Origin of the sequence: Streptomyces sp. NPDC057302 (assembly GCF_042667685.1) — a bacterium.
Lineage (GTDB): Bacteria > Actinomycetota > Actinomycetes > Streptomycetales > Streptomycetaceae > Streptomyces.
The window spans coordinates 28,889-52,725 of sequence record NZ_JBHUZJ010000056.1 but is presented as its reverse complement, the minus strand read 5'-3'; the positions used below and the strand labels follow the sequence as shown (position 1 = coordinate 52,725).

Here is a 23,837-nt window from a genome sequence, read left to right as displayed (position 1 = left end):
GGTCACGGGGTGAAGGGGCGGGCGGGTCAGGCCTTCGGGATGTCGAAGTAGCGGGTCAGACCGGCGGCGAACGCCACATCGCCCACGATCTTGAGCTTGCGCATCATGAACATCGTCACGGGGCTCGCGTTGCCGGAGACCAGCTTGAGGAACTCGGCGTCGGACATGACGAGCGTGACGCGCGGCTCGGCCTCCGAGCGGCCCTCGCGGACGGTGCAGGAGCCCTCGTCGATGTCCGTCTCGTAGACCGCCTCGTCGATCCCCGTGATCTTCCAGCGGATCAGCGCCTTCACCGTGCCCGCCGCTTCCGGCTTGAACTGCCGGCCCATCCGCCCGAAGACCTCGCGCAGGACGCGGGCGCGCAGCTCGCCGTCCTGCGCGATCTCGGTGATCTCCTTGCCGGACAGGCCCTTCACGATCTTCGCGAACTCCTCGGGAGTGACGCTCGCGAAGTCCAGACCGGCCACACCTTCCGCACCGCCGACACCGTCCGCCATGGCAATCTCCTTACTCAACAGTAAACTTACTAAAGGGTAAGGTAGCCCCGAGTCTGGGAGGCTGCAAGGGTGACGGTCAACGGGAGAACTGAGGGACGGCGTCGGCGCGTTCCGCGCCAGGAGCGCGAGCAGCAGATCATCGATGTGGCGGTGACGGTCTTCGCCAAGCGCGGCTACCACGCCGCGTCCGTGGACGAGATCGCCGAGCTGGCCGGGATCTCCAAGCCGATGGTCTATCTCTACCTGGACTCCAAGGAGGGGCTCTTCCTCGCCTGCCTGCGGCGCGAGGCCGACCGCCTGGTCGCCGCCTTCCAGAGCGCCGCGCAGGCGAGCGGCGGTGCGCCCGAACTGCGCCTGTACGCGGGCCTCTCGGCGTTCTTCGCCTTCGTCGCCGAGCACCGCGACAGCTGGATCGTCCTGCACCGCCAGGCGTCCGAGCTGAGCGAGGCGATCGCGTCCGCCGTCGCCGACGCGCGGCGTGCGGTGATGGCGCAGGTCGCCGGCCTGGTCTGGGACGGCATCGCGGAGAGCGAGCGCGGCTCCCGGCTCGACGACGAGGACGCCGACTTCGTCGCCCACGCGCTGGTCGGGGCCGCGGACTCGCTCACGGATTGGATGGGCGGCCACCCGGGCCAGTCGCCGGAGGGTGTCACGCTGCGGCTGATGAACATGGTGTGGGTGGGGATGGGGCGGGTGCTGGAGGGCGAGGTCTGGGTTCCTTCGCCCGGGTGAGTCCCGCCGCCCGGCTTCCTCGCCGACTGCCCGCGGCCCCGTTGAACTACCTCTTGAACTTTCCCTACGCTTGAGTAAGTTGACCTCCCAGTAAGTACGCACCGCATCACCTCTGCACGACCTCTGCACGTCAGTTGGTAGCCGGGAGCCGGGAGCCGTCATGGGCGTACGCAAGGATCTGAAACGGGCGCAACGCCACAGCGAACTGGCGGAACGCGCCGTGGTGGAGCTCGTCAGGGACGAACACGGCACCGTGCGCGAGGCGCGTACGCCCCCGCTCGCGGCGAAGGCCACTGCGGGCAGCACCGCCGACATCCCCTTCACCAATGCCGCCGAAGCGCCCGACGCGGTCGTCCTGCGGCGCAAGCGGGGCGACCGGTGGCTGCCGGTCACCGCGGCGGCTTTCGCGCGCGAAGTCACCGCCACGGCCAAGGGGTTGATCGACGCCGGGCTCGAACCGGGCGGCCGGGTCGCGCTGATGTCCCGTACGCGGTACGAGTGGGCCGTACTGGACTTCGCGATCTGGGCGGCGGGCGGGCAGAGCGTGCCCGTGTACGCGACGTCGGCGGCCGAGCAGATCGAGTGGATCGTGCGGGACTCCGGCGCGACGCTGCTGATCGCGGAGACGGCGGAGAACGTGGCGACGGCCCGCGCGGCGGTCGCGGAGCACGCCGAGCAGCCCCGCATCCTCTGCGTCGACGACGGGGCGCTGACCGAACTCGCCGCACGGGGGCGGGAGTTGTCGGACGAGGAAGTCACCAAGCGGCGGTCGGCCCTCACCCCGGACTCCATCGCCACCCTCTGCTACACATCGGGCACGACCGGCAAGCCCAAGGGCTGCGTCCTCACCCACGCCAATCTGCACGCCGAAGCCGCGAACACCGTCGACCTGCTGCACCCGATCTTCAAGGAGATCACCGGCCAGGTCGCCTCCACCCTGCTCTTCCTGCCGCTCGCCCACATCCTGGGCCGCACCATCCAGATCGCCTGCATGCTCGCCCGGATCGAACTCGGCCACTGCCCGAGCATCAAACCGGACGAGCTGAGGCCCGAACTGCGTTCGTTCCGGCCGACGTTCGTCGTCGGCGTGCCGTACCTCTTCGAGAAGATCCACGACACCGGGCGCGCGACCGCGGAGAAGATCGGACGCGGCGCGTCCTTCGACCGGGCCGAGGGGATCGCGGTGCGGTTCGGGGAGGCGTACCTGAACAAGTTCCTCGACCAGCGCGGCCCCGGCCCCTCCGTCGGGCTCCATCTTGGCTGGGCGCTGTACGAACTGCTCGTCTACCGCCGCATCCGCAAGGAGGTCGGCGGCAGGCTGCGCTACGCGATCAGCGGAGGATCGCCCCTCGACCGGCGCCTCAACCTCTTCTTCTACGCCGCCGGAATCATCATCTACGAGGGGTACGGCCTGACGGAGACGTCGGCCGCCGCGACCATCACCCCGCCGCTGAAGCCGCGCCCCGGCACGGTGGGTCTCCCGGTGCCGGGCACCACCGTGCGCATCGCGGACGACGGGGAGGTGCTCGTCAAGGGCGGCATCGTCTTCGGCTCGTACTGGAACAACCCGGCCGCGACGGACGCCGTGCTGCGGGACGAGTGGTTCGCGACCGGTGATCTGGGGGCGCTCGACGACGACGGCTATCTCACGATCACCGGGCGCAAGAAGGACATCATCGTCACGTCCGGGGGCAAGAACGTCTCCCCGGCGATCCTGGAGGACCGGCTGCGCAGCCGGGCACCCGTCGGGCAGTGCATCGTCGTCGGCGACAACCGTTCGTACGTCGGGGCGCTCATCACCCTGGATCCGGAGGCCGTCGAGCACTGGCTGGCCGTACGCAAGCGCCCGCGAGGCACCCCGCTGGGCGAACTGTGCCGGGACCCGAAGATGATCGCGGAGATCCAGAAGGCCGTGGACTACGCGAACGCGGCGGTGTCACGGGCCGAGTCGATCCGCAGATTCTCGCTGGTCGAGGGCGAGTTCACCGAGGACAACGGGCTGCTCACACCCTCGCTGAAGATCAAGCGGCATGCGGTGGCGGCGGCGTACGAGGCCGAGATCGAGGCGCTCTACGGCGAGTCCGCGCGGTGAGCGAGGCGCGGTCGGCCGATGAGCCGGCGTACGACTTCGACGTGCTTGTGGTCGGCTCCGGGTTCGGCGGGTCCGTGGCCGCCCTGCGTCTGACGGAGAAGGGCTACCGCGTCGGCGTCCTGGAGGCGGGGCGCCGCTTCACCCGCGATTCTCTGCCCAGCGACTCCTGGGACCTGCGCAACTACCTGTGGGCGCCGGCCCTCGGTCTCTACGGCATCCAGCGCATCCACCTCCTGCGCAACGTCATGGTCCTTGCGGGCGCGGGGGTGGGCGGCGGCTCGCTGAACTACGCGAACACCCTCTACGTACCCCCGCCCGCCTTCTTCCAGGACAAGCAGTGGGCGGGCATCACGGACTGGCGGGCGGAACTCGCCCCGTACTACGACCAGGCGCGGCGCATGCTCGGCGTACGCCAGAACCCGACCATTACGGAGGCGGACGAACACCTGCGGGCGGCGGCGGACCGGATGGGCGTGGCGGACACCTTCCGGCTGACGCCCGTGGGCGTGTTCTTCGGAGACGGGGCGGACGCAGGGGGCGTTGGCGGTACCGGCGGCGCCACCGGCTCCGTCCCTTCAACGCCCGGGGCGAGGCCGGAAGTTCCCGATCCGCACTCACCCGGGGCGAGGGCGGAGGTTCCCGATCCGTACTCACCCGGAGCGAGCGCGGAAGTTCCCGATCCGTACTTCGGCGGCGCGGGTCCCGCGCGGACGCCCTGCACCGAGTGCGGTTCGTGCATGACGGGCTGCAAGGTCGGCGCCAAGAACACGCTCACCGAGAACTACCTGTACCTGGCCGAGCGGGCGGGAGCGGAGATTCGCGCGATGACGACGGTGGTGTCGGTGCGCGAGGTCGCCGGGGGCGGCCACGAGGTGGTGACCGTCCCCACCGGCAAGCGCCGCAGGGGCCGCCGCACCGTCCTGCGCGCCCGGCACGTCGTCCTCGCGGCAGGGACGTACGGCACCCAGACCCTCCTGCACCGGATGAAGGACGAAGGAGTGCTCCCCGGCCTGTCCGACCGGCTGGGCAGACTGACCCGCACCAACTCCGAAGCCCTGGTGGGCGCGGTGACCTTCCCGCGCCGCTACCGCAAGAAGCACGGCGACGGCCGCCCCCTGGACTTCACGCGGGGCGTGGCCATCACCTCCTCCATCCACCCGAACCCCACCACCCACATCGAGAACGTCCGCTACGGCAAGGGCTCCAACCTGATGGCGCTGATCTGCGTCCCGCAGTACCGCCAGAACCTCCCCAAGCCGCTGGCCGCCGTCCTCGCCTTCCTCACCCACCCCGCGCTCGTGGCGCGCGTCGCATCGACACACCGCTGGTCGGAGCGCACGATCATCGGCCTCGTCATGCAGACCCACGACAACTCCCTCACCACCCGCCTGGGACGCCGCCGCCTACTGACGGCCGAGCAGGGCCACGGCGCGCCCAACCCCGTACACATCGCGGAGGGCTGGGAGGCGGCGGGCCTGGTGGCCGAGCGCATCAACGGCTACCCGGGCACGAACCTCGGCGAACTCCTCAACACACCGCTGACCGCGCACTTCCTGGGTGGCTGCCCCATCGGCGACTCGGCGGACACGGGAGTGATCGACCCCTACCACCGGGTCTACGGACACCCGGGGATCTCGGTGGTCGACGGCTCGGCGATCTCGGCGAACCTGGGCGTGAACCCGTCCCTCACGATCACGGCCCAGGCCGAGCGGGCGATGGCGCACTGGCCCAACAAGGGGGAGGCGGACGGCCGCCCGGAGCAGGGCGCGGGGTACGCGCGCGTGCCGGTGGTCGCGCCGGGGGAGCCGGCGGTGCCCGCGGGGGCCTATGGGGAGCTGCGGCTGCCGGGGCGGTGAGGGGGCCGACGTCCCACGCGCGCGTGCCCCGACGCCTCACGCGCGCGTGCCCGACTCGCTCAGTCGATGCAGAACTCGTTGCCCTCGATGTCCTGCATCGGGATGCACGAGTCATTGCCGTCGTACAACGTCTGCAGGTGTACCGCGCCGAGCGGTACCAGCCGGGCGCATTCGGCCTCTAGCGCGGCGAGGCGCTCTTCCCCCACGAGTCCGGTACCGACCCGCACGTCAAGATGCACCCGGTTCTTGGCGGCCTTCCCTTCGGGGACGCGCTGGAAGTACAGCCGCGGGCCCACACCTGAGGGGTCACCGCAGGCGAACCACGCATCCCGCTGCTCAGGCGGCTGCGAGCTCTTGAAATCGTCCCAAGTGGCGAACCCCTCCGGTGGCGGCGGCACGACGTAACCGAGGACCTCGCACCAGAAGCGGGCGAGGCGTTCGGGTTCCGCGCAGTCGAAGGTGACCTGGAACTTCTTGATCGACGTCATCAGGTCACCGTATGGGCGCGTGCCGCTCTCGGAAAGGCCCGCCCTCCCACCCGAGGCACGCGACACGGACTTCACGGCGCGGCCACTGTCATGTCACGAACGTGTCCTGAGCGCGATCATGAAGCAACTGAAGCAACCACATCGACTATCTGAGAGGACAGAAAGCCACACGGGCGAACAGCCGTCGCCCAGTTCACTCGCCTGTCCGCTCCTCCGGAACGGACAGCCCCACGCAGAGGACAAACAGCACCATGCGCACTCGGAAGATCTCGGCACTGACCATGACCGCGGTGGCCCTTGGCCTGGCCCTGACGGCATGCAACGGCGGCGGTGCCGACAACGCGTCCCCTTCCGCGAGCAAGTCGTCGGCGACGTCCACGAGCACCTCGCAGTCCGACACCCCGCAGTCCGGCACCGCGGACGGCAAGCAGTCGGGCACGCCCGCCAAGTCCGACAAGAAGTGCACGGACCAGATCGATTACGCGGGTGACTCCCGCTCCAACGCCGAGATCAACTCGATCGGCGAGGAGACGGGCACGTGCCCGCCGGTCCAGAAGTCGCCGTCGGACACGAAGTGCACCGACCAGCTCGACTACGCGGGCGACTCCCGCTCCAACGCCGAGATCAACTCCATCGGCGAAGACACCGGTACGTGCCCCGAGCCCCAGAAGGCCGGCGCGGCGTCGGGCACGCCGAAGGACGCCGACAAGAAGTGCACGGACCAGGTCGACTACGCGGGCGACTCCCGCCCCAACGCCGAGATCAACTCGATCGGCGAGGAGACGGGCATGTGCCCGCCGGTCAAGCAGAAGTGACGCGCTGACCGCCTCCGAGGGCAACGCCGGGCGGGCGACGGGTTGGTACATCCGCATGAATCTGCCAAAAGCGACGATCCAGACGCTTCCAAGTTCCAAGTTCCAAGTTCCAAGTTCCCAGCTTCAAGTTCGGAGTTCGAAGTCCGGGCATCTGAGGATGTCGAGAACGTGCCACCGGCTCCGTCCCAGGGACATCAGCGGCCACGACCGGCCGCACGAGGAAGTACGAGGAAGAAGGAGAAGCCAGCATGGCGATTCAGCGGATGGACAACGTCGGCATCGTCGTCGAGGACATGGACGCCGCCATCGCGTTCTTCGTGGAGCTCGGTATGGAGCTGGAGGGCAGGGCGGAGGTCGAGGGCCTCGTCGCCGACCAGTGCACCGGACTCGACGGCGTCCACTGTGACATCGCGATGGTCCGGACCCCGGACGGCCACAGCCGCCTCGAGCTGGCGAAGTACCGCAGCCCCGCGGCGACGGGCACCGACCCGCGCAACCGCCCGCACAACGTCCTGGGCACGCACCGCGTCATGTTCGCCGTCGACGACCTCAAGGACACCGTTGCCCGCCTGCGCCCTCACGGCGCGGAACTCGTCGGCGAGATCGCCCGATTCGAGGACAGCTACCTGCTCTGCTACCTCCGAGGCCCGGAGGGCATCATCGTCGGCCTGGCCGAGCAACTGAGCTGAGACGGAGCAACCGGCGCCGGACCGCCCCCACGCTGACCTGGGGCAGGTCCGGCGCTTACGTGCCCGCTACGCCCCGCCCGCTACGTTGCCCCGACCAGCAAAAAGGCCCTCCCAGAGGGAGGGCCGAACAGGGATCGTGAAAGCGCCCCCGGCAGGACTCGAACCTGCGGCCAAGCGCTTAGAAGGCGCCTGCTCTATCCACTGAGCTACGGGGGCCGGATGGTGGCCGGTGGCCTGGAGCCCGGGTGGGGACGAGCCGTGACCTTGCCGGGGACAAGGATAGGGCTCCCGGGTCCTTGTCCCTGGTGCTTCGCCTCCGAGGCGCTATGTGGAGGTTCAGTGAAGCGGTCCTGATAATCGCAGGCAGGTGCGAATCCCGCATCGCTTTTGGCGTCTCACGCCCCGGGTGTTGTGCACTCGTTATGCCTGCGCCCCAGTCGCCCCTTCCGTCCCGAGTGTCCGATCGGCGCGCAGGTGGTGCCCATATGCTTCAGAAAGCCGCCAAAATTGGGCATTCTTCGCATGTGGTGACCTTGGACGTACGGCCTCAACTGCTCGACGCACTCTCCGCCCTGCGCGAGCGTGTCGCCGCCGCACGCTTTCCGCTCCCTCTGGTGGGGGCGCCACGCGCGCGTGCCAACCGGGACGAGCTCCTTGCCCAGCTCGACGACTACTTGGTGCCCCGCCTGCGGGCCCCCGAAGCACCGCTGCTCGCCGTGATCGGGGGTTCCACCGGGGCGGGTAAGTCGACCCTGGTGAACTCCCTCATCGGGCGGCAGGTCAGCGAGGCGGGGGTGCTGCGGCCCACGACGCGGACGCCGGTCCTTGTGTGCCATCCGGAGGATCATCACTGGTTCGCCGGAATGCGCGTACTGCCCGACCTCACGCGCGTGTGGCTGCCGCGTCCCGAGCCTTCCGACGGCGAGGACGACGAAGGCGCCGACGGGCGGGACGATCTGCTGGCCATCGGCCCCGACGGCGAGCGCGCGCTGCGCATCGAGACCGCGCCGACCCTGCCCCAGGGGCTCGCACTCCTGGACGCACCCGACGTCGACTCGCTCGTCTCCGACAACCGGATCCTCGCCGCCGAGCTGATCTCCGCGGCCGACGTCTGGGTCATGGTGACCACCGCGTCCCGGTACGCGGACGCCGTGCCCTGGCATCTGCTGCGTACCGCCAAGGAGCACGACGCCACCCTCGTCACCGTTCTCGACCGGGTGCCGCACCAGCTGGTGGCCGAGGTGTCGCGGCAGTACGGAGCCCTGCTGGCCAAGGCGGGCCTGGGCGACGTGCCGCGCTTCACGGTGCCCGAGCTGCCCGAGTCCGCCGGCGGCGGCGGGCTGCTCCCGTCCACCGCCGTGGCGCCGCTGAGGGCCTGGCTCACCCACCGGGCCCAGGAGCCCACGGCCCGCGCCCAGGCCATCGCCCGGACCGCGTGCGGAGTCATCCAGTCCCTCAACGTGCGGGTCCCGGAGCTCGCGGGCGCCGTCGCCACCCAGTACTCGGCCGCACTGCGCCTGACCTCCGCCGTCGACGAGGCGTACGGACACGAGCACGCGCGCGTGCGGGAACGTCTGCAGTCCGGAGCCGTCCTCGCGGGCGACGCGCTGAAGCGGTGGCGCAGCTATCCGCTGGACTGCGACGCCGGAGAGCTCCTGGACGCCGTCTCCGAGAGCCTGGAGGCGCTGCTGCTGTGCGCGGTGACCGCCGCCGACGAGCGGATCGACGAGGCGTGGCGCCGTGAGCCCGCAGCAGACGCCCCCGGCCTCGGCGACCGCGACCGGGACGCCGAGAGCGCCGAGCACCGCATCGGGATGGCGGTACGGCGCTGGCGGCGCGTCCTGGAGGAGTACGCGGAGGACGAGGTCCGCGGGCTCGACAGGATCGACAAGAACCTCGTGCCCGACCCCGAGATGGTGTCGGCCCTGCTCGCCACGGCCCTGCTCGGCGGGGACCGCGGACGCACGGCGGGCGAGACGCTCGCCGAGCGGATCGGCGCCCACGGCGCGCTCCGGCTGCGGGACCGGGGCGGACGCCTGCTCACCACCTACCTGGACAACGTCCTGGGCGCGGAACGCGAGCGACGCCTCGCGCCTCTCGACGCCCTCGACGTGAACCCCGAACCCCAGGCCGATCTGATCGCCGCGCTGTCCGTACTGCAGAAGGAGAGGTGACCGCGGTGACTGCCGTCACTGATCACACCGAGCACGAGCGTGAGCACGAAGGCGAGAGCGGGCGTGCTCCCGAGAGCGAGCGCGCAGGTACGCGCGGGCACGCGCGTGCCCGCGCCGAGCGTTCCGACGGCCCCAGAGGGGCCGAGAGTGCCGACAGCGCCGACACCGCACCCGGAGACGGCCGCAACGGCTCCGAAGGCGTGTGGGACGACGGACTGATCGCGCGCCGGGGCAGCGGTGTGCGCGGCGGCGCCACACAGGGGACGGGCGGGGGCGGAGCCGACGCGTACGCCCCGCCGGAGACTCCGTCCGGGGCGCCCTCCAGTACGCCCTCCAGTACGCCGTCCGGTGCTCCCTCCGGGACTTCGTCCGGAGTCTCGACCGCGTACGAAGGGCCCCTGCGAGCCCGCCTCGACGCCCTGCGTGAACTCGTCGGGCTCTCCCGCACCCGGCTGGACAGCGCCACGCTCGCCGAGGCGGGCCGGGTCCTCGACGAGGCCGCGGCCCGGCGCAGGCTCTCCGGTCGGCACACCGTTGTCGCCATCGCGGGCGCCACCGGGAGCGGCAAGTCGACGCTGTTCAACGCCCTGGCAGGGGTGACGATCTCGGAGACCGGCGTCCGCAGACCGACCACGGCGGCCCCCATCGGCTGTAGCTGGACCGACGGGGCCGCCGGGCTCCTGGACCGGCTCGGCATCCCCGGACGGCTGCGCAGGCGCCCGCTCCAGGGCCCGGACGCGGCCACCCTGGAGGGGCTCGTCCTGATCGACCTGCCCGACCACGACTCGGCGGTCGGGGAGCACCGCGCGCACGTGGACCGGATCCTCGGGCTCGTCGACGCGGTCATCTGGGTCGTCGACCCCGAGAAGTACGCCGACGCGATGCTGCACGAGCGCTATCTGCGGCCCATGGCGGGCCACGCCGAGGTCACGTTCGTCGTGCTCAACCAGGTGGACCGGCTGCCGGGCGACGCCGCCGACCAAGTGCTCGACGATCTGCGGCGGCTGCTCGACGAGGACGGCATCGCCCTCGGCGAGCACGGCGAACCCGGTGCCACCGTGCTTGCCCTCTCCGCGCTGACCGGCGAGGGAGTCGGTGAACTGCGCGAATCCCTCGGGCAGTTCACCAAGGAGCGGGGCGCCGCCGCCCGCCGGATCGCCGCCGACCTGGACACCGCAGCCGACCGGCTGTGGCCCGTGTACGCGGCCGGGGCAGGGGCGCACGGGGGCCGGGGCGGCACGCGGATCGGGCTCAGCGAAGAGGCGCGCGAGGAGTTCGCCGACCGGCTCGCGGACGCGGTGGGCGCGGCGGCCGCCGGGCAGGCCGCGGAACGGGCCTGGCGGCGCCATGCGGGCAAGGCGTGCGGGACGCCCTGGCTACGGCTGTGGCGTTGGTACGAGGCCCAGCGCTCGCCGCAGAGCGTCGGCTGGCCCGCGGCGCAGGCCCCGGCGGACGAGGAGGCCACGGCTCGCCAGCGCGTCGAGCACGCGGTGCGCACGGTGGCCGACGAGGCCGCCTCCGGGCTGCCCCAGCCCTGGGGGCAGGCCGTGCGGGAGGCGGCGGTGCGCGGCGCCGACGGGCTGCCCGAGGCGCTCGATCAGCTGACGGTGACGGCCGGGGTGCCGGAGGGCAGGCCGCCGCGCCCCGGGTGGTGGCCGGTGGCGGTGCTCGCCCAGGCGGCGATGACGATGCTCCAAGTCGTGGGCGGGCTCTGGCTGGTGGCGCAGATCATCGGCGTCGCCGTGCCCAACCTCGGCGTGCCGGTGCTGCTGATGCTGGTCGGTATCGTGGGCGGCCCCTGCGTGGAGTGGGGGAGCCGGATGGCGGCGCGGGGGCCGGCGCGACGCTACGGCCTGGACGCGGAACGGCGGCTGCGGGAGGCGGCTGCCGGGTGCGGGCGGGCGCGGGTCCTTGATCCGGTGGCGGCGGAGCTGCTGCGGTACCTGGAGGTTCGGGAGCAGTACGTGCGGGTGACGGGGGCGGCGGTGGGCTGACGGGCGGCCGGGCTGCTGAAACGCGGTGGCCGGGTGCCCTGCCGGAATGGTGGCCGGGTACCCCGTCCGGGTGAGGGAGTTTTCCACAACTGCCCGGTAGACCACAGGGCTCAGCGGGATCGCCCCGACCGGTCCACTCTGAGATCGACGCCGCGGGACGGATCGCCGCGGCGGCGGAAGCGGAGTGGACGAGGGAGGGGTTCGGCATGAACGAGACCTTGGTGACGGTGGTGGGGAACGTCGCGACGACGCCGGTGTTCCGGGAGTTGCCCTCCGGGCCGGTGGCGCGGTTCCGGCTCGCGGTGACCGCGCGGTACTACGACGCGGTGCAGAACGTCTGGGCGGACGGGCACACCAACTTCTTCACGGTGTGGGCGAGGCGGGGGCTCGGCTCGAATGTGCAGGGTTCCCTGACGATCGGTGAACCCGTGATCGTGCAGGGCAAGTTGAAGGTGCGTGACGAGGAGCGGGGCGGTCAGCACTGGACGTCGGCGGACATCGACGCAATCACCATCGGCCACGATCTCTCGCGCGGGACGGCGGCGTTCCGGCGCGTGCTCAAGGCGAACGCGGCGCTGACGGAACCGGCCGCGGTGCGTGAGCCGGAGCCTGAACCGGTGGGGTGATGAGTGAGGGGCGAGGGGTGATGGGCGAGGGGTGATGGGCCGTCAGGGAGGGGGCGGGCGACCGATGTGCGGCTTATCGGGGAATGGATGCCCGAATGGGCTCCGTTGATTTGTCGATAAGCCCAGCTCGCAATGGTTGTCGGCGATAACGATTCCGAGTCGGATCGGTTATCGAACGGCAGGACCGGGGACCGTGGTCTGCCGCGTCCCTAGGATGCCGAACGTAGCTATCGGGGCAGTTGGTAGTGGATGCCACGCAGGTGGCAGGTGATTCTGCCCCCTTTCGATCTGCTGGCGGGATCACCCCCCTCGAAGTGAACGGGTCCCGTCCGGAGGGGAACTCTGTGTCTTTTGCGCGTTCTGTGTTCGATGCGTTCTCTGCTCTCTCCGAGGGCCGCGCGTGCTCCGCGCCGTCCCGGCGGAGACGAGGTGGCGCGCGCCTCGTCGCGGTGACGCTGGCGACCGGGGCCGTCGCGGCGGGGGCGATAGCCACCGCGGGTCCGGCCGCGGCGGAAGAGGCTCCGCAGCACCGGGGCGGAGCCGTCGCGACGCTGGGCGGGCTCCAGACGTACGAGCAGGCCGTCATCCGTGACAACGGGGCGAGCCAGCAGGTGCCCGCCGGACTCTTCGAGATGTCCGTGGACGGCGGCGGCACGCTGCAGACGTACTGCATCGACATCCAGAACCCCACGCAGAAGGACGCGAAGTACCAGGAGACCCCCTGGAGCGGGACGTCGCTGAGCGGCAACAAGAACGCGGGCAGGATCGGCTGGATCCTCCGGCACTCCTACCCCCAGGTGAACGACCTCGCAGCGCTGGCCGGCAAGGCGGGCGCGCGGACGCTGACCGAGCAGGAAGCCGCGGCCGGCACCCAGGTGGCGATCTGGCGCTACTCGGACGGCGCCGACGTGCGGGCGGTCGACCCGCGGGCCGAGAAGCTCGCGGACTACCTCTACAAGAGCGCCCGAGGCTCTGTGGAGCCCAAGGCGTCGCTGACCCTCGACCCGCCCGCGGTCTCCGGGCGCGCGGGGGAGCGGCTCGGCCCGGTCACCGTGCGGACGGACGCGGACGCCGTGTCCGTGACCCCGCCCGCGGACTCGGTGGCGAGCGGAGTGAAGATCGTCGGCAAGGACGGCAAGCCCGTCACCTCCGCGGTCGACGGCAGCCGCCTGTTCTTCGACGTCCCCGAGGGCGCTCCGGACGGCTCGGCGGCTCTCGCCGTGCAGGCGTCGACCACGGTGCCCGTCGGCCGGGCCTTCACCTCCGAGACCCGCAGCCAGACGCAGATCCTCGCGGGCTCCAGCGAGTCCACGGTCTCCGCGACGGCGAGCGCGACCTGGGCCGAGGAAGGCGCGATGCCGGCGCTGTCCGCGGAGAAGAACTGCGCCAAGAGCGGTGTGGACATCAAGGCGAGCAACCCGGGCGACAAGCCGTTCACCTTCCGCCTGATGGGCCTCAAGCACACCATCGAGGCCGGCGCGTCCCGCACGGTGACCATCCCGCTGCAGGAGGACCAGCCCTACGACTTCACGATCAAGGGACCGAACGGCTTCGAGAAGCGCTTCAAGGGCGTACTCGACTGCCGGACCGAGGGCAGCACGATCGGCAACAAGACGGAGCCGGTAGCCGACCCGAGCCCCGCGTCGGCGGGCGGCACGAGCACCGGCGGCGGCGACCTCGCCGAAACGGGCGGCTCCAGCGCGACCCCGATGATCGCCGCGATAGCGGTCCTGATGGTGGTGCTCGGCGCGGCGGCGATGTTCCTCCTCCGCAAGAAGAAGGACCCGGCGACTACGCCGGAGACGCCGACCGAGGACTGAGCGGCTTCCCTCGACACCCGACACTGACGGCCAGTGACGGTCCAACTACCCAAGTGGTCAGTGAACGTCCAGGTCATGGCCCCCGGCCAGTACTGGTTTCCCCCGGTAGCTAGCCGTCAGGCAAGATGGGGTGTATCTGCCCACTCACTGATTGCCGGACGGTTTCTCTTGGCTGAGTACATCTACACCATGCGCAAGACGCGCAAGGCGCACGGCGACAAGGTGATTCTTGATGACGTCACCCTGAGCTTCCTGCCTGGCGCCAAGATCGGTGTCGTGGGCCCCAACGGCGCCGGTAAGTCCACGGTGCTGAAGATCATGGCCGGGCTGGAGCAGCCGTCCAACGGTGACGCGTTCCTCTCGCCCGGGTACAGCGTCGGCATCCTCATGCAGGAGCCGCAGCTCGACGAGACGAAGACCGTTCTGGAGAACGTCCAGGACGGCGCCGCCGAGATCATGGGCAAGCTCAAGCGCTTCAACGAGGTCGCCGAGCTCATGGCGACCGACTACTCCGACGCGCTCATGGACGAGATGGGCAAGCTCCAGGAGGACCTGGACCACTCCAACGCGTGGGACCTCGACGCCCAGCTCGAGCAGGCCATGGACGCCCTGGGCTGCCCGCCCGGCGACTGGCCCGTTGTGAACCTGTCCGGTGGTGAGAAGCGCCGCGTCGCGCTCTGCAAGCTCCTCATCGAGGCGCCCGACCTGCTGCTCCTCGACGAGCCCACCAACCACCTTGACGCCGAGTCGGTCAACTGGCTGGAGCAGCACCTCGCGAAGTACGCGGGTTGCGTCATCGCCGTGACCCACGACCGGTACTTCCTGGACAACGTCGCCCAGTGGATCCTGGAGCTCGACCGCGGCCGCGCCATCGCCTACGAGGGCAACTACTCCACGTACCTGGAGAAGAAGCAGTCCCGCCTCAAGGTCGAGGGCCGCAAGGACGAGAAGCGCGCCAAGCGGCTCAAGGAAGAGCTCGAGTGGGTGCGGTCCAACGCCAAGGGGCGTCAGGCCAAGTCCAAGGCGCGTCTGGCGCGCTACGAGGAGATGGCCGCCGAGGCGGACAAGATGCGGAAGCTGGACTTCGAGGAGATCCAGATTCCGCCGGGCCCGCGTCTGGGCTCGATCGTCGTCGAGGTCGAGAATCTCTCCAAGGCCTTCGGCGACAAGGTGCTCATCGACGACCTGAGCTTCACGCTGCCGCGCAACGGCATCGTCGGCATCATCGGTCCGAACGGCGCGGGCAAGACCACGCTGTTCAAGATGCTCCAGGGCCTGGAGACGCCGGACTCCGGCAAGATCAAGGTCGGCGACACGGTCAAGATCAGTTATGTCGACCAGAGCCGTGCCAACATCGACCCGAAGAAGACCCTGTGGGCCGTCGTGAGCGACGAGCTCGACTACATCAACGTCGGCCAGGTCGAGATGCCCTCGCGGGCGTACGTCTCCGCCTTCGGGTTCAAGGGTCCTGACCAGCAGAAGCCGGCCGGGGTGCTCTCCGGTGGTGAGCGCAACCGCCTCAACCTGGCGCTGACCCTCAAGGAGGGCGGCAACCTGCTCCTCCTCGACGAACCGACCAACGACCTCGACGTGGAGACCCTGTCCTCCCTCGAGAACGCGCTCCTGGAGTTCCCGGGCGCCGCTGTCGTGATCTCCCACGACCGGTGGTTCCTGGACCGAGTGGCCACGCACATCCTGGCCTACGAGGGCGACTCCTCCTGGTACTGGTTCGAGGGCAACTTCGAGTCGTACGAGAAGAACAAGATCGAGCGCCTGGGCGCCGACGCGGCCCGTCCGCACCGCGCCACCTACAAGAAGCTCACCCGAGGCTGAGACTGACATGAGTCGGCATATCTACAGTTGCCCCCTCCGGTGGTCGGACATGGACGCCTTCGGGCACGTCAACAACGCCGTCTTCCTGCGGTACTTGGAAGAGGCGCGGATCGACTTCATGTTCCGGCTCGCACCGGGGGACGGCAGCCCGTCGTTCTCCGGCGGGTCCGTCGTGGCCCGCCATGAGATCGACTACGTACGGCCGTTGGTCCACCGGCACTCGCCGGTGACCATCGAGTCGTGGGTGACGAAGATAGGCGCTGCCTCGCTCACCATCTCGTACGAGGTGAAGGACCCCGAGCAGGTCTATGTGCGGGCCACGACGGTCGTCGTCCCGTTCAACCTGGAGGCACAGCGCCCGCGGCGGATCACCGCCGAGGAGAAGGCCGTGCTCCTGACCTACATGGACGACGACGGCGACGGCGACGAGGACGAGGACGAGAGTGCGGAGGCGCTCGTCGCATGACGGCGCAGCTGCACTTCGCCGATGCCGGGGAGGCGGGGGATCTCGCCGCCTTCCTGGCCCGGCTCATCCACTACGACAAGGCTGCCGCGGTCCGTCTCCAGGCGGCGGGCGACACGCTTGCCGTCTTCGGCCGGCCGCCGTCGTTCGAAGTGCTCGCCATCCGTACGGCGCGGCTCGCGAAGCCGTACGAGCATGGGATCGAGACCTCGCTCGACGTCACCGTCTCCGCCGGTGAACTCCTCGAATACGTGGGGGAGTCGGCCGATTCCGCGGAGCACGCGGGGGATGCGGGGGGCACGGGGGGCACGGGGGACGCCGTCGTGCCGCAGGCCGTCACCGGGCCGCCGTGGGCCGGAGTGCTTCCGCCGCGAGGCGGCTGGCAGCCGGAGCCGGGGCTTCCTCCGGTGGGCGAGGTGCGGCAGCTCGTGGCGGCCGCGGTCGCCGAATTCAAGTCCAGGGTCGAGGAGTTGCCGCAGGAGCAGCGGGTCCGGGCCGAGCTCGATCAGGTGGGGCGGGAGATCTGGTCCCGGACCATCGGGAACACCGGGCTGCCCGTGCGGGCCGCGCATGCCGCGCAGGCGCTGGGCTTCCTGCGGGGCGACTCGCTCGACCTGCTGTCGTCCGGGCCGTGGCTGCGGCTGCGTACGAACTATGGGTCGATCGCCGTGCGCAGGGCCGGAGTCGGCGGCCTCTCGGTGACCCCGGCTTAGGGGTTGGCGGCCTTTCGGTGGCCCCGGCTTGGAGGTTGGCGTCTTCTCGGTGACTCTGGTCTAGGGGTTGGCAGCTTTTCGGTGGCCCCGGCTTGGAGGTTGGCGTCTTCTCGGTGACCCTGGCCTAGGGGCTGGCGGCTTCTCGGTGGCCCCGGCTTGGAGGTCGGCGGCTTCTCGGTGACTCTGGTCTAGGGGCTGGCGGCCTATCTGTGACCCCGGCCTAGGGGTTGGCGGCCTCTCGGTGGCCCCGGCCTGGAGGTCGGCGGCCTCTCGGTGACCCGGCTTAGGGGTTGGCGGCCTCTCGGTGACCCCGGCCTAAGGGGTCGGGGCCACCGGCCTTGTCGGGTTCCCCGTCACTCACCCACGCGCCCGTCGTCCGGCCACACCCCGATGTGGTCCCCTTCGAGTTCGAGCGCCACCCTGTCCCGCATGTCCAGCGCCGCCGTGTACTCGGCGGGCAGCTGGAGGCGTCCCGCCCGGTCCAGCATCGCGTACTCGCGGGAGGTCACGGACTCCTGGCCCGTCGACGCGTCCACCTCCGTGCGGCGCAGGACCTCCGTCGAGGTGCGGCCGTCGCGGATGGCGACCGTGCGGCGGACCTCCGAGGCGACCGCCTGGTCGTGGGTGACGATGACGATGGTGGTGCCCAGCTCCTCGTTCGCGGTGCGGAAGGCGGCGAAGATCTGCTCGGCGGTGTGCGAGTCCAGCTCGCCGGTGGGTTCGTCGGCGAGCAGGACCGAGGGGTTGTTGGCGAGGGCCACCGCGATGGCGACGCGCTGCTGCTGGCCGCCGGAGAGCTGGTGCGGGCGCCGGTCGCGGATGTCCGACACCGCCATCAACTCCAGGAGTTCCGAAGCTCGTTCGGCCTTGTGCGTGCGTGACGTGCGGCGGCCTCCCTTCAATTGCATCGGTAGGGCTACGTTCTGAGCTGCCGTCAGGTATGGGAGCAGGTTGCGTGCCGTCTGCTGCCAGACGAAGCCGACGGCCTCCCTGCGGTAACGCAGCCGCTCCTTCGCGCCCATCGCCAGGAGATCGCGGCCCGCGACCCGCGCCGAGCCCGCGGTCGGCTCGTCGAGCCCGGCGAGGATGTTCATCAGCGTCGACTTGCCGCTGCCCGACGCGCCGACCAGGGCCATCAACTCGCCCTCGCGGACCAGGAGATCGAGCCCCTGGAGCGCCTGTACCTCGACGCCGTCCGTGGAGAAGATGCGGACCAGGCGATCGCAGGTGATCAGCGCGTCATGACCGTAGGCGGGGCGGTCGCGGTGGGCGGTGGCCCGCGCCTCCAGCTCCGCGAGCGAGGACATGGCGGCGGCGGGTGCGGGTGCGGGTGTGAGCGCGGGTGTGAGCCTGGGGGTGGGCGCAGGCGTGCCGGGTGTGCCAGATGTGCTGGATGCGCCGGGGGTCATCTAGTGGTGTCTCCTGTCTTCAGATCGGTCGCTGCCGTGTGCCGCGCGGTCCACCACGCCTGTACGAAGGCGACGGCGCCCGTGAGCATCACCACGCCCGCGGCGGGCACCAGCAAGGACCACGGATCGGCCCGCAGCGTCACGTCGCCGGGCCCCGCGAGCGTGCCGCGTGCCGCGAGGGCGACCTGGGCCAGGTCGACCCCGGGTGCGAGCAGGGCGATGGCCGCCCACCCCGCGAGCGCCCCGCCGCACGCCGCGAGCACCGCCTGGGGCAGTGACTCAAGGACCAGCAGGCGACGGCCCTGGCGCTTGCTCAGGCCCATGGTGCGCAGCCTGGCCAGGAGCGCGGCCCGCTGCGGGGCGGAGTGCAGGAGGGCGAGCAGGACGGCAAGGACGGCGTACCCGGCGCCCGCCGCGACCGCCGCCGTGTAGATGCGCTCGGCGCCCGACTGGAGCGGCGAATCGGTGAGCGAGGCGCGTTCGGTGGCGCGGAACGTCGCTTCGACGCCGGGCCCCGCGGCCCGCGCCGACCGGTTCAGGGCCGCCGCGTCGATCCGCCGCCCCGAGGCTCCGGTGGCCAGGAGCGCGGTGTCCGCCGGGTGGTCGAGCACCCGGCGGTCGATCAGGAGGAACGCGCTGTCCGCGGGGAGGGCGGGGGTGCCGCTCCTGACGGCCCCGACCGCTGCCCTGAAGCTACCGGCGGGCGTGCGGAAGCTGTGCGGGCCCTTGCCGAGCCGCCGGGCCACGTCCGGCGAGGCCACGGCGGGGAGCGTGGCCCGGCGGCCACCGGGCGCCGCCAACTCGTCCTCCCCGAACGGGCCGAGGCCTGTGGTGCGGGTGAGGCGTGCGTAGACCGCCGGGTCGACCGCGACCAAGGGGGCGGTGGAGTGGTCGGGAAGTTCCAGGTACCAGTCGATGTGGACGGCGGCCACCTCGCCCACGCCCGGCGTCCCGCGGATCTCGGCGGCGAGCGAGGCGGGCAGGTTGCCGTCGCCGCGGTCCACGCGGACATCCGCGCCCACCGCGAGGAGCGCCGTGCGGTCGCGGGCGTCGGCGATGCCGGTCAGCACGGAGCCGCCGAACGCCGCCGTCGTCAGGGCGAGCAGCAGACCGAGCAGGGGCAGCGCCTGGGCGGCGGACGCCCGGCCCGCGCTCGCCGTCGACAGGAACCCGACGGCGCCTCGGCGGCGTGCGAGCGGGCGCGCGAAGAGGCGCAGGGGAAGCGGATAGAACCGTACGAGAAGGAGCGCCGCGATACCGCCGACAAGGAGGGGCGCGGCGCTGACCAGCCACCCCGCGGAGCCGTCCCCGGGATCGGAGCCGCCTGCGGCACCCGGCTCTGAGCCGCCGAGCCCGCCCCGCCGCAGGGTCACCACCGCCCCCACCGCCAGAACGAGCAGCACCAGTTCGGCCACCGTGCGCCGCCGCGAGGGACGCGCCGTCACCAGATCGTCGCGGCCTTCGTGCGTCCGCTGACCGCGGTGCGCGAACGCCGCACGGACCGGCAGCGCCGCGCAGGCAAGCGCGCACACCCCGGCCGCCGCCACGATCGAGGGCCACGCGCGCGCGTGCGGCACGGCGAGGAACGCGAGCAGCAGCCCGATGGCGGCGGCGGGCACCGCCGCCACCGACGTCTCGGCGAGCAGCCGCGCCGCCACGCCCCGCACGGACCCGCCGCGCGCCCGGAGCAGCGCGAGCTCGCCGCGTCGTCGTACGGCGGTGAGCGAGCAGGTCATCAGGAGGACGACGACGGCGACCCCGCCGATGCCGTACGCGGCCACGGCGACGATCGGTGTCACCGCGTCGCGCAGCCCTTCGTACCCGCCAAGGACCTTGTCGAGCCCGGTGGAGACCAGCGCGTCGTCATGCGTGAATCCGCGCAACTCGCTGCGCAGCGGCCCGCCTTCGAGCGAGGCGATGTGCTCCTTCAGGGTGGGTACGTCGCGGGCGGTCAGGGCGCCCGGGTCGGGGGCGACGCGCCAGTACCGCTGCGGATTCTGGTCGACGGCGGGCAGGAAGGGCCCGGCGCCGGGCGCGAGCAGCAGGGCGGCGTGCCAGCGCTTCTTCGCCGACTGGGGGTCGCCGCCCGGCACCTCGATCAGGGCGGGGGTGCGCAGGACGGGGTCGTACGACCAGTAGGCGTCCTTGGGGCGGCGCGGTGCGACGATCCCGGTGATCCGTACGGTGACGCGCTCGCCGAGCACGGAGCCCACATGCACGGCGGTGCCGACCCGGAGCTTCAGGGCGCGGGCGGTGTCCGCGGTCACGGCGGCCTCCACCCGGCGGCTGTCCGAGGTCAGCCCCTCGCCCTTGGGGAGCCGCCCTTCGCGTACGCGCGCGTGGGCGCCGACATCGGCCTGTGCGGCCAGGGTGAACTGCGGGGCGATCGAGGTGGGGCGCGGCAGCCAGCGGTCCAGCCCCTCGGGCGGTTCGAGGGTCCGTGCGCCGTACGTGGACTGGGCGCGGTCGACGCGAAGGGGCCGGGGCATGGCGGCGACGACCTCGCGGTACTGGTCGCGCAGGGCCGGGCCCCGCAGCGCTTCCTCCCGCTCGTGCTGGTCGGCCTCCAACCCGGGTGCGGGCGCCGCGAGTTCGATGCCGGTGCGCGCGGCCCCGGCTCCGGCGACCGCGCCGCGCACCCCCTCGCTCTCGTACGCGTCGACCGCGCGCGGAAAGACGGCGGCGAGGAACGCGGTGGCGAGCACGAGCAGCGCGAGCGCGAGCGCGGGCAGGGGAGCGGCCCGCAGGCGCGTCCTGATCCACGGGGCGACAGGGGCGGCAACAGGAGCGTGGCGCACGTCAGTTGCCTCCGTCGTGGCGCAGGGACACCGTCGGGTCGCCCCGGCGCAGGGCGAGGGCCGCGATGATCAGGAGGGGGACGGCCGCCGTCGCCGCGAGGAGCGTGGCCACCTGGGGGAGCGGCAGCTCCACCAGGACCGGCGGGACCGGCTGGGTGGCCTCGCCGGTCAGCACGATCAAGGGGACCACCGCACGGGTCAGGACCGCGCCGAGCGCCATCCCCACCAGCAGGGCGAGGCCGAGCAGGAAGCCCTGTTCGGCCGCGATCAGGCGGGCCAGCTGACGGCGCGGGGCGCCGAGCGCGCGGAGCACCGCGAACTCCGCCGAGCGCTCCCGGAGCGAGCCCGCCGCGCTCACGGCGAAGCCCACCGCGGCGAGCGCGGCCGCCGCAGCCGCCACGGCGAGCAGCGCGGACTGCGGTCCCGCGCCCAGCGGGTCGTCGCGCAGCTCGGCGGCGATCTCGTCCCGGACCAGGACCTGTTCGGGGTCGATGTCGGGGCGGGCCCGCAGGGCGGCGGCCGCGTCGGCGGAGTCGCCGGGGGTCGTGGTGAGCCACCATTCCGTGGGCGACAGGGCCCTCTTGCCGTCCTTCTTGAGCAGCGCGTCCACCCCCGGCAGGTCGAGGAGCAGAGCCCCGCCGTCCACCGCCTCGTCGCCCTCCTGCCCCTCGGCCGCCCCCGCGGTCGGCAGCTGGGCCACCGCCTTGACGACGGTCACGCGCAACGAACCGCTGCCCAGCGGCACATCGATCCGGGAGCCCACGTCCGCCCCGCTGGAGCGCAGGAACCGCTCGGTGACGACCGCCCCGGGCCCCGGCGAACGCAACGCCTCGGTCATCGCCGCCCGTTGCCGGCCGTCCTCCCGGATCAGCAGCCCCGGCAGCGCCCGCGCGCCGTCCACCGCGAGCACCGTCGCCCGGCGGTCGTCCGAGAGGTCCATCGTGGAGCGCGCCACGGGGGCGGCGTCGCGTACGCCGGGCAGGGACGCGTAGACCTCGGGCTGCCGGGCCTCCGGGACCCGGCTGCCGAGCACCCTGATCTGCGTACCCGCCCTGAAGTCCGCCTGGTCCTCCTGCGAGCGGTCCCAGGACGCGCTCTGGCCGATCGCCAGCATGCCCATCGCCACGGCCAGGACGAGCAGCAGCACGGGCCCCGCCCCCTGCAACGGGCGGCGGCTCAGCTGCCAGCCCGCGAGAGCCCCGGGCAGGCCGCGCCCCCGCGCCGCCTGCCGCTCGGCCAGTCGCGCCGCGGGCGGCAGCAGGCGCAGCGTCACGACCGTGCCCGCAAGGAGCGCGAGGGCGGGCGCGGCCACCAGGAGCGGGTCGATGCCGAGCGTTCCCGCGCCGTCGTCGCTCAGGGTGCCGGAGCCCGACGTCCTGCCGTCCAGCTGCCAGTACGCCACCGCCGCGATCACCAGGAGCCCCACGTCGGCGCCCGCCCGCAGGGGCGCGGGCAGCGCGGCGGCTCGGGTCCGCCGCAGCGACCCGGAGCCGGCCGAGAGCGCGGGGGCGACCACCGCGAGCGCGCAGCCGAGGGCCGCGATCACGCCGATCAGCCATACGTCCGCGCCGACCGCCGCGTCGAGCCGCACCCCCGTCCGGGCCAGCGCTCCCTGCCCCGCGAGCAGCCGGGTCAGCGGGCCCGCGAGCAGGGGTGCGAGCACCGCGGCCGGAAGCGCGAGCAGCAGCGCCTCGACCGCGGCGAGCTGGACGACCCGGCCGCGCGAGCCGCCGCGGGCGAGGAGCAGGCCCGTCTCACCGGCGCGCTCCCTGCTGAGCAGCCTGGCCACGAGCAGCAGGGCGTACCCGGCGAGCATGATCAGCTGGAGGGCGACGATGAGCAGCGTCGAACGGGACACCAGGAGTGCGCGCTCGGCCCGGTCCAGGACATCGGGGAGGTCCGTGCTCGCGCTCGGACTGCCGCCCAGGGAAGCCGACTTGGCGAGCGTGGCGGGCCCGCTCCTCGCCGCCTCGCGCAGGGCGTCGACGCGGCCCGTGGTCATGGAGCCGAAGTCCGCTGTCGCCAGCCACTGCGTACGGTCCGCCGATACGTGCCGCAGGGCCGTGGGGTCGGCGAGCAGTGGCCCGTACGTCAGAAAGACGCTCTCGCGCACGCCACGGCCGCCGAGGTCGTCCAGCTGCCAGTAGGGCTCGGTGGGGTCGGCGGGGCGGTACACGCCGCTCACCCGGACGGTGACCTTCGGTCCGGTGAGCCGGTCGGTGAGGGTGAGCGGGGCGGAGCCGGGGCCGAGCTTGAGCCGGGCGGCGGCAGCCTCGGGGAGGGCGACCTCGACCACCTTGCCCCGCGACGCCCGTGACGTCGGCGAGTTCTCGTACGGAGCAGGCCAACTGCCCTTGGTCAGACGGATCCTGGACCGGTCGAGCGCCGCGAAGTGCGTGAGGTCGGGCCGGCCGCCGCGCGGGGTGCCCGGCAGCGCGTAGGGCCCCGAACGGGCCAGCGAGCGCAGCCCCACCGGAAGCCCGTCGAACGTGCGCCGCGCGGCGTCGCGCACCGCCCGGCCCGCCGACTCCTGGGCGCCTGGCGGGACTTGGGCCCGCACGACGAGCGAGGCCGGGGCCGCCGAGCGCGTACGCAGGCTGTGCCGCAGCGACACGTCACCGATGGATCCGGAGAACGCCGTGAGCGTGGCAAGGACCGCCGTGGTGAGCAGGACGGCGAGGAGCGCGGCGGCAAGGAGCAGCCGGTGCGCGCGCACGCGCAGAAAAATGAACCCCGTCACAGCCCCCGCGACCCCCCGTGCCCGTGCCGTACGCCTTTCGCCCCCGAAAGTCCGTACGGATGCTTTCAGAGTGCAGGCAGTTCGGGAAGGGGGGTGGG

The 23,837-nt window shown here is 72.0% G+C and carries 17 protein-coding genes and 1 tRNA gene; 12 read left to right on the top strand and 6 right to left on the bottom strand.

The features are described 5' to 3' along the window. Positions 1–26 precede the first annotated feature (26 nt). Entirely contained in the window at positions 27–497 is a 471-nt protein-coding gene (locus ACFUPX_RS30585) for an SCP2 sterol-binding domain-containing protein (RefSeq protein WP_383329831.1), read from the bottom strand. Positions 498–566: 69 nt separating this feature from the next. Between ACFUPX_RS30585 and ACFUPX_RS30580 the strand changes: the two genes are divergently transcribed. From ACFUPX_RS30580 to ACFUPX_RS30570, 3 genes are all read left to right on the top strand, one after another. Then, complete coding sequence (locus ACFUPX_RS30580; RefSeq protein ID WP_383329828.1) at positions 567–1,229, top strand: TetR/AcrR family transcriptional regulator; 663 nt, start codon at positions 567–569, stop codon at positions 1,227–1,229. A gap of 160 nt (positions 1,230–1,389) precedes the next feature. Continuing rightward, positions 1,390–3,321 (top strand): AMP-dependent synthetase/ligase, encoded by a 1,932-nt coding sequence (locus ACFUPX_RS30575; protein WP_383329825.1) that lies wholly within the window; start codon positions 1,390–1,392, stop codon positions 3,319–3,321. Further along, positions 3,318–5,177 carry a GMC family oxidoreductase N-terminal domain-containing protein gene (locus ACFUPX_RS30570; RefSeq protein WP_383329822.1) on the top strand — a complete coding sequence of 620 codons (1,860 nt, stop codon included), beginning with the start codon at positions 3,318–3,320 and terminating at the stop codon, positions 5,175–5,177. The genes ACFUPX_RS30575 and ACFUPX_RS30570 overlap by 4 nt, the downstream gene beginning before the upstream one ends. 59 nt (positions 5,178–5,236) lie before the next feature. Here the strand turns inward: ACFUPX_RS30570 and ACFUPX_RS30565 are convergent, their stop codons facing one another. After that, positions 5,237–5,665: a VOC family protein gene (locus ACFUPX_RS30565; protein WP_383329819.1), complete on the bottom strand. Its 429-nt coding sequence runs from the start codon at positions 5,663–5,665 to the stop codon at positions 5,237–5,239. Between the two features lie 251 nt (positions 5,666–5,916). Between ACFUPX_RS30565 and ACFUPX_RS30560 the strand changes: the two genes are divergently transcribed. Beyond that, the gene (locus ACFUPX_RS30560; RefSeq protein ID WP_383329816.1) at positions 5,917–6,480 is read left to right on the top strand and encodes a hypothetical protein; all 564 of its coding nucleotides are present in this window, start codon (positions 5,917–5,919) and stop codon (positions 6,478–6,480) included. A gap of 248 nt (positions 6,481–6,728) precedes the next feature. Next, positions 6,729–7,169, top strand: coding sequence for a VOC family protein (locus tag ACFUPX_RS30555; RefSeq protein ID WP_383329814.1), 441 nt, complete (start codon positions 6,729–6,731; stop codon positions 7,167–7,169). 143 nt (positions 7,170–7,312) lie between these two features. Here ACFUPX_RS30555 and ACFUPX_RS30550 read toward each other — a convergent pair. Beyond that, a tRNA-Arg gene (locus tag ACFUPX_RS30550) sits at positions 7,313–7,385 on the bottom strand. 269 nt (positions 7,386–7,654) lie between these two features. Between ACFUPX_RS30550 and ACFUPX_RS30545 the strand changes: the two genes are divergently transcribed. From ACFUPX_RS30545 to ACFUPX_RS30515, 7 genes are all read left to right on the top strand, one after another. Beyond that, positions 7,655–9,343: a dynamin family protein gene (locus tag ACFUPX_RS30545; RefSeq protein ID WP_383329811.1), complete on the top strand. Its 1,689-nt coding sequence runs from the start codon at positions 7,655–7,657 to the stop codon at positions 9,341–9,343. A 5-nt stretch (positions 9,344–9,348) separates the two neighbouring features. Continuing rightward, positions 9,349–11,337 carry a GTPase gene (locus tag ACFUPX_RS30540; RefSeq protein ID WP_383329808.1) on the top strand — a complete coding sequence of 663 codons (1,989 nt, stop codon included), beginning with the start codon at positions 9,349–9,351 and terminating at the stop codon, positions 11,335–11,337. A 206-nt stretch (positions 11,338–11,543) separates the two neighbouring features. Then, a complete protein-coding gene (locus ACFUPX_RS30535) occupies positions 11,544–11,963 on the top strand; it encodes a single-stranded DNA-binding protein (RefSeq protein WP_383329805.1) in 420 nt (139 codons plus the stop codon). A 362-nt stretch (positions 11,964–12,325) separates the two neighbouring features. Further along, positions 12,326–13,783, top strand: a complete 1,458-nt coding sequence (locus tag ACFUPX_RS30530; RefSeq protein ID WP_383329802.1) for a Cys-Gln thioester bond-forming surface protein — start codon at positions 12,326–12,328, stop codon at positions 13,781–13,783. A gap of 168 nt (positions 13,784–13,951) precedes the next feature. Further along, positions 13,952–15,616 carry an energy-dependent translational throttle protein EttA gene (gene ettA, locus ACFUPX_RS30525; protein WP_383329799.1) on the top strand — a complete coding sequence of 555 codons (1,665 nt, stop codon included), beginning with the start codon at positions 13,952–13,954 and terminating at the stop codon, positions 15,614–15,616. A gap of 7 nt (positions 15,617–15,623) precedes the next feature. After that, positions 15,624–16,082 (top strand): acyl-CoA thioesterase, encoded by a 459-nt coding sequence (locus ACFUPX_RS30520; RefSeq protein ID WP_383329796.1) that lies wholly within the window; start codon positions 15,624–15,626, stop codon positions 16,080–16,082. Further along, the gene (locus ACFUPX_RS30515) at positions 16,079–16,792 is read left to right on the top strand and encodes a hypothetical protein (protein WP_383329793.1); all 714 of its coding nucleotides are present in this window, start codon (positions 16,079–16,081) and stop codon (positions 16,790–16,792) included. Before ACFUPX_RS30520 ends, ACFUPX_RS30515 begins: the two co-directional genes overlap by 4 nt. A 353-nt stretch (positions 16,793–17,145) precedes the next feature. Here ACFUPX_RS30515 and ACFUPX_RS30510 read toward each other — a convergent pair whose 3' ends face one another. The 3 genes from ACFUPX_RS30510 to ACFUPX_RS30500 all read right to left on the bottom strand — a co-directional run bounded on the left by ACFUPX_RS30510 (position 17,146) and on the right by ACFUPX_RS30500 (position 23,739). Beyond that, positions 17,146–18,099, bottom strand: a complete 954-nt coding sequence (locus tag ACFUPX_RS30510; RefSeq protein WP_383329853.1) for an ABC transporter ATP-binding protein — start codon at positions 18,097–18,099, stop codon at positions 17,146–17,148. 98 nt (positions 18,100–18,197) lie between these two features. Beyond that, positions 18,198–20,999 carry an FtsX-like permease family protein gene (locus ACFUPX_RS30505; RefSeq protein ID WP_383329790.1) on the bottom strand — a complete coding sequence of 934 codons (2,802 nt, stop codon included), beginning with the start codon at positions 20,997–20,999 and terminating at the stop codon, positions 18,198–18,200. Position 21,000: 1 nt separating this feature from the next. Continuing rightward, the gene (locus ACFUPX_RS30500; RefSeq protein WP_383329787.1) at positions 21,001–23,739 is read right to left on the bottom strand and encodes an FtsX-like permease family protein; all 2,739 of its coding nucleotides are present in this window, start codon (positions 23,737–23,739) and stop codon (positions 21,001–21,003) included. Positions 23,740–23,837: the final 98 nt, after the last annotated feature.

What these genes read in the sequence shown, in the direction of transcription:
- ACFUPX_RS30585 (WP_383329831.1), bottom strand. Translation starts at nt 497, where the DNA reads ATGGCGGACGGTGTCGGCGGTGCGGAAGGTGTGGCCGGTCTGGACTTC.
- ACFUPX_RS30575 (WP_383329825.1), top strand. Translation starts at nt 1,390, where the DNA reads ATGGGCGTACGCAAGGATCTGAAACGGGCGCAACGCCACAGCGAACTG.
- ACFUPX_RS30565 (WP_383329819.1), bottom strand. Translation starts at nt 5,665, where the DNA reads ATGACGTCGATCAAGAAGTTCCAGGTCACCTTCGACTGCGCGGAACCC.
- ACFUPX_RS30560 (WP_383329816.1), top strand. Translation starts at nt 5,917, where the DNA reads ATGCGCACTCGGAAGATCTCGGCACTGACCATGACCGCGGTGGCCCTT.
- ACFUPX_RS30555 (WP_383329814.1), top strand. Translation starts at nt 6,729, where the DNA reads ATGGCGATTCAGCGGATGGACAACGTCGGCATCGTCGTCGAGGACATG.
- ACFUPX_RS30545 (WP_383329811.1), top strand. Translation starts at nt 7,655, where the DNA reads ATGCTTCAGAAAGCCGCCAAAATTGGGCATTCTTCGCATGTGGTGACC.
- ACFUPX_RS30535 (WP_383329805.1), top strand. Translation starts at nt 11,544, where the DNA reads ATGAACGAGACCTTGGTGACGGTGGTGGGGAACGTCGCGACGACGCCG.
- ACFUPX_RS30520 (WP_383329796.1), top strand. Translation starts at nt 15,624, where the DNA reads ATGAGTCGGCATATCTACAGTTGCCCCCTCCGGTGGTCGGACATGGAC.
- ACFUPX_RS30515 (WP_383329793.1), top strand. Translation starts at nt 16,079, where the DNA reads ATGACGGCGCAGCTGCACTTCGCCGATGCCGGGGAGGCGGGGGATCTC.
- ACFUPX_RS30510 (WP_383329853.1), bottom strand. Translation starts at nt 18,099, where the DNA reads ATGTCCTCGCTCGCGGAGCTGGAGGCGCGGGCCACCGCCCACCGCGAC.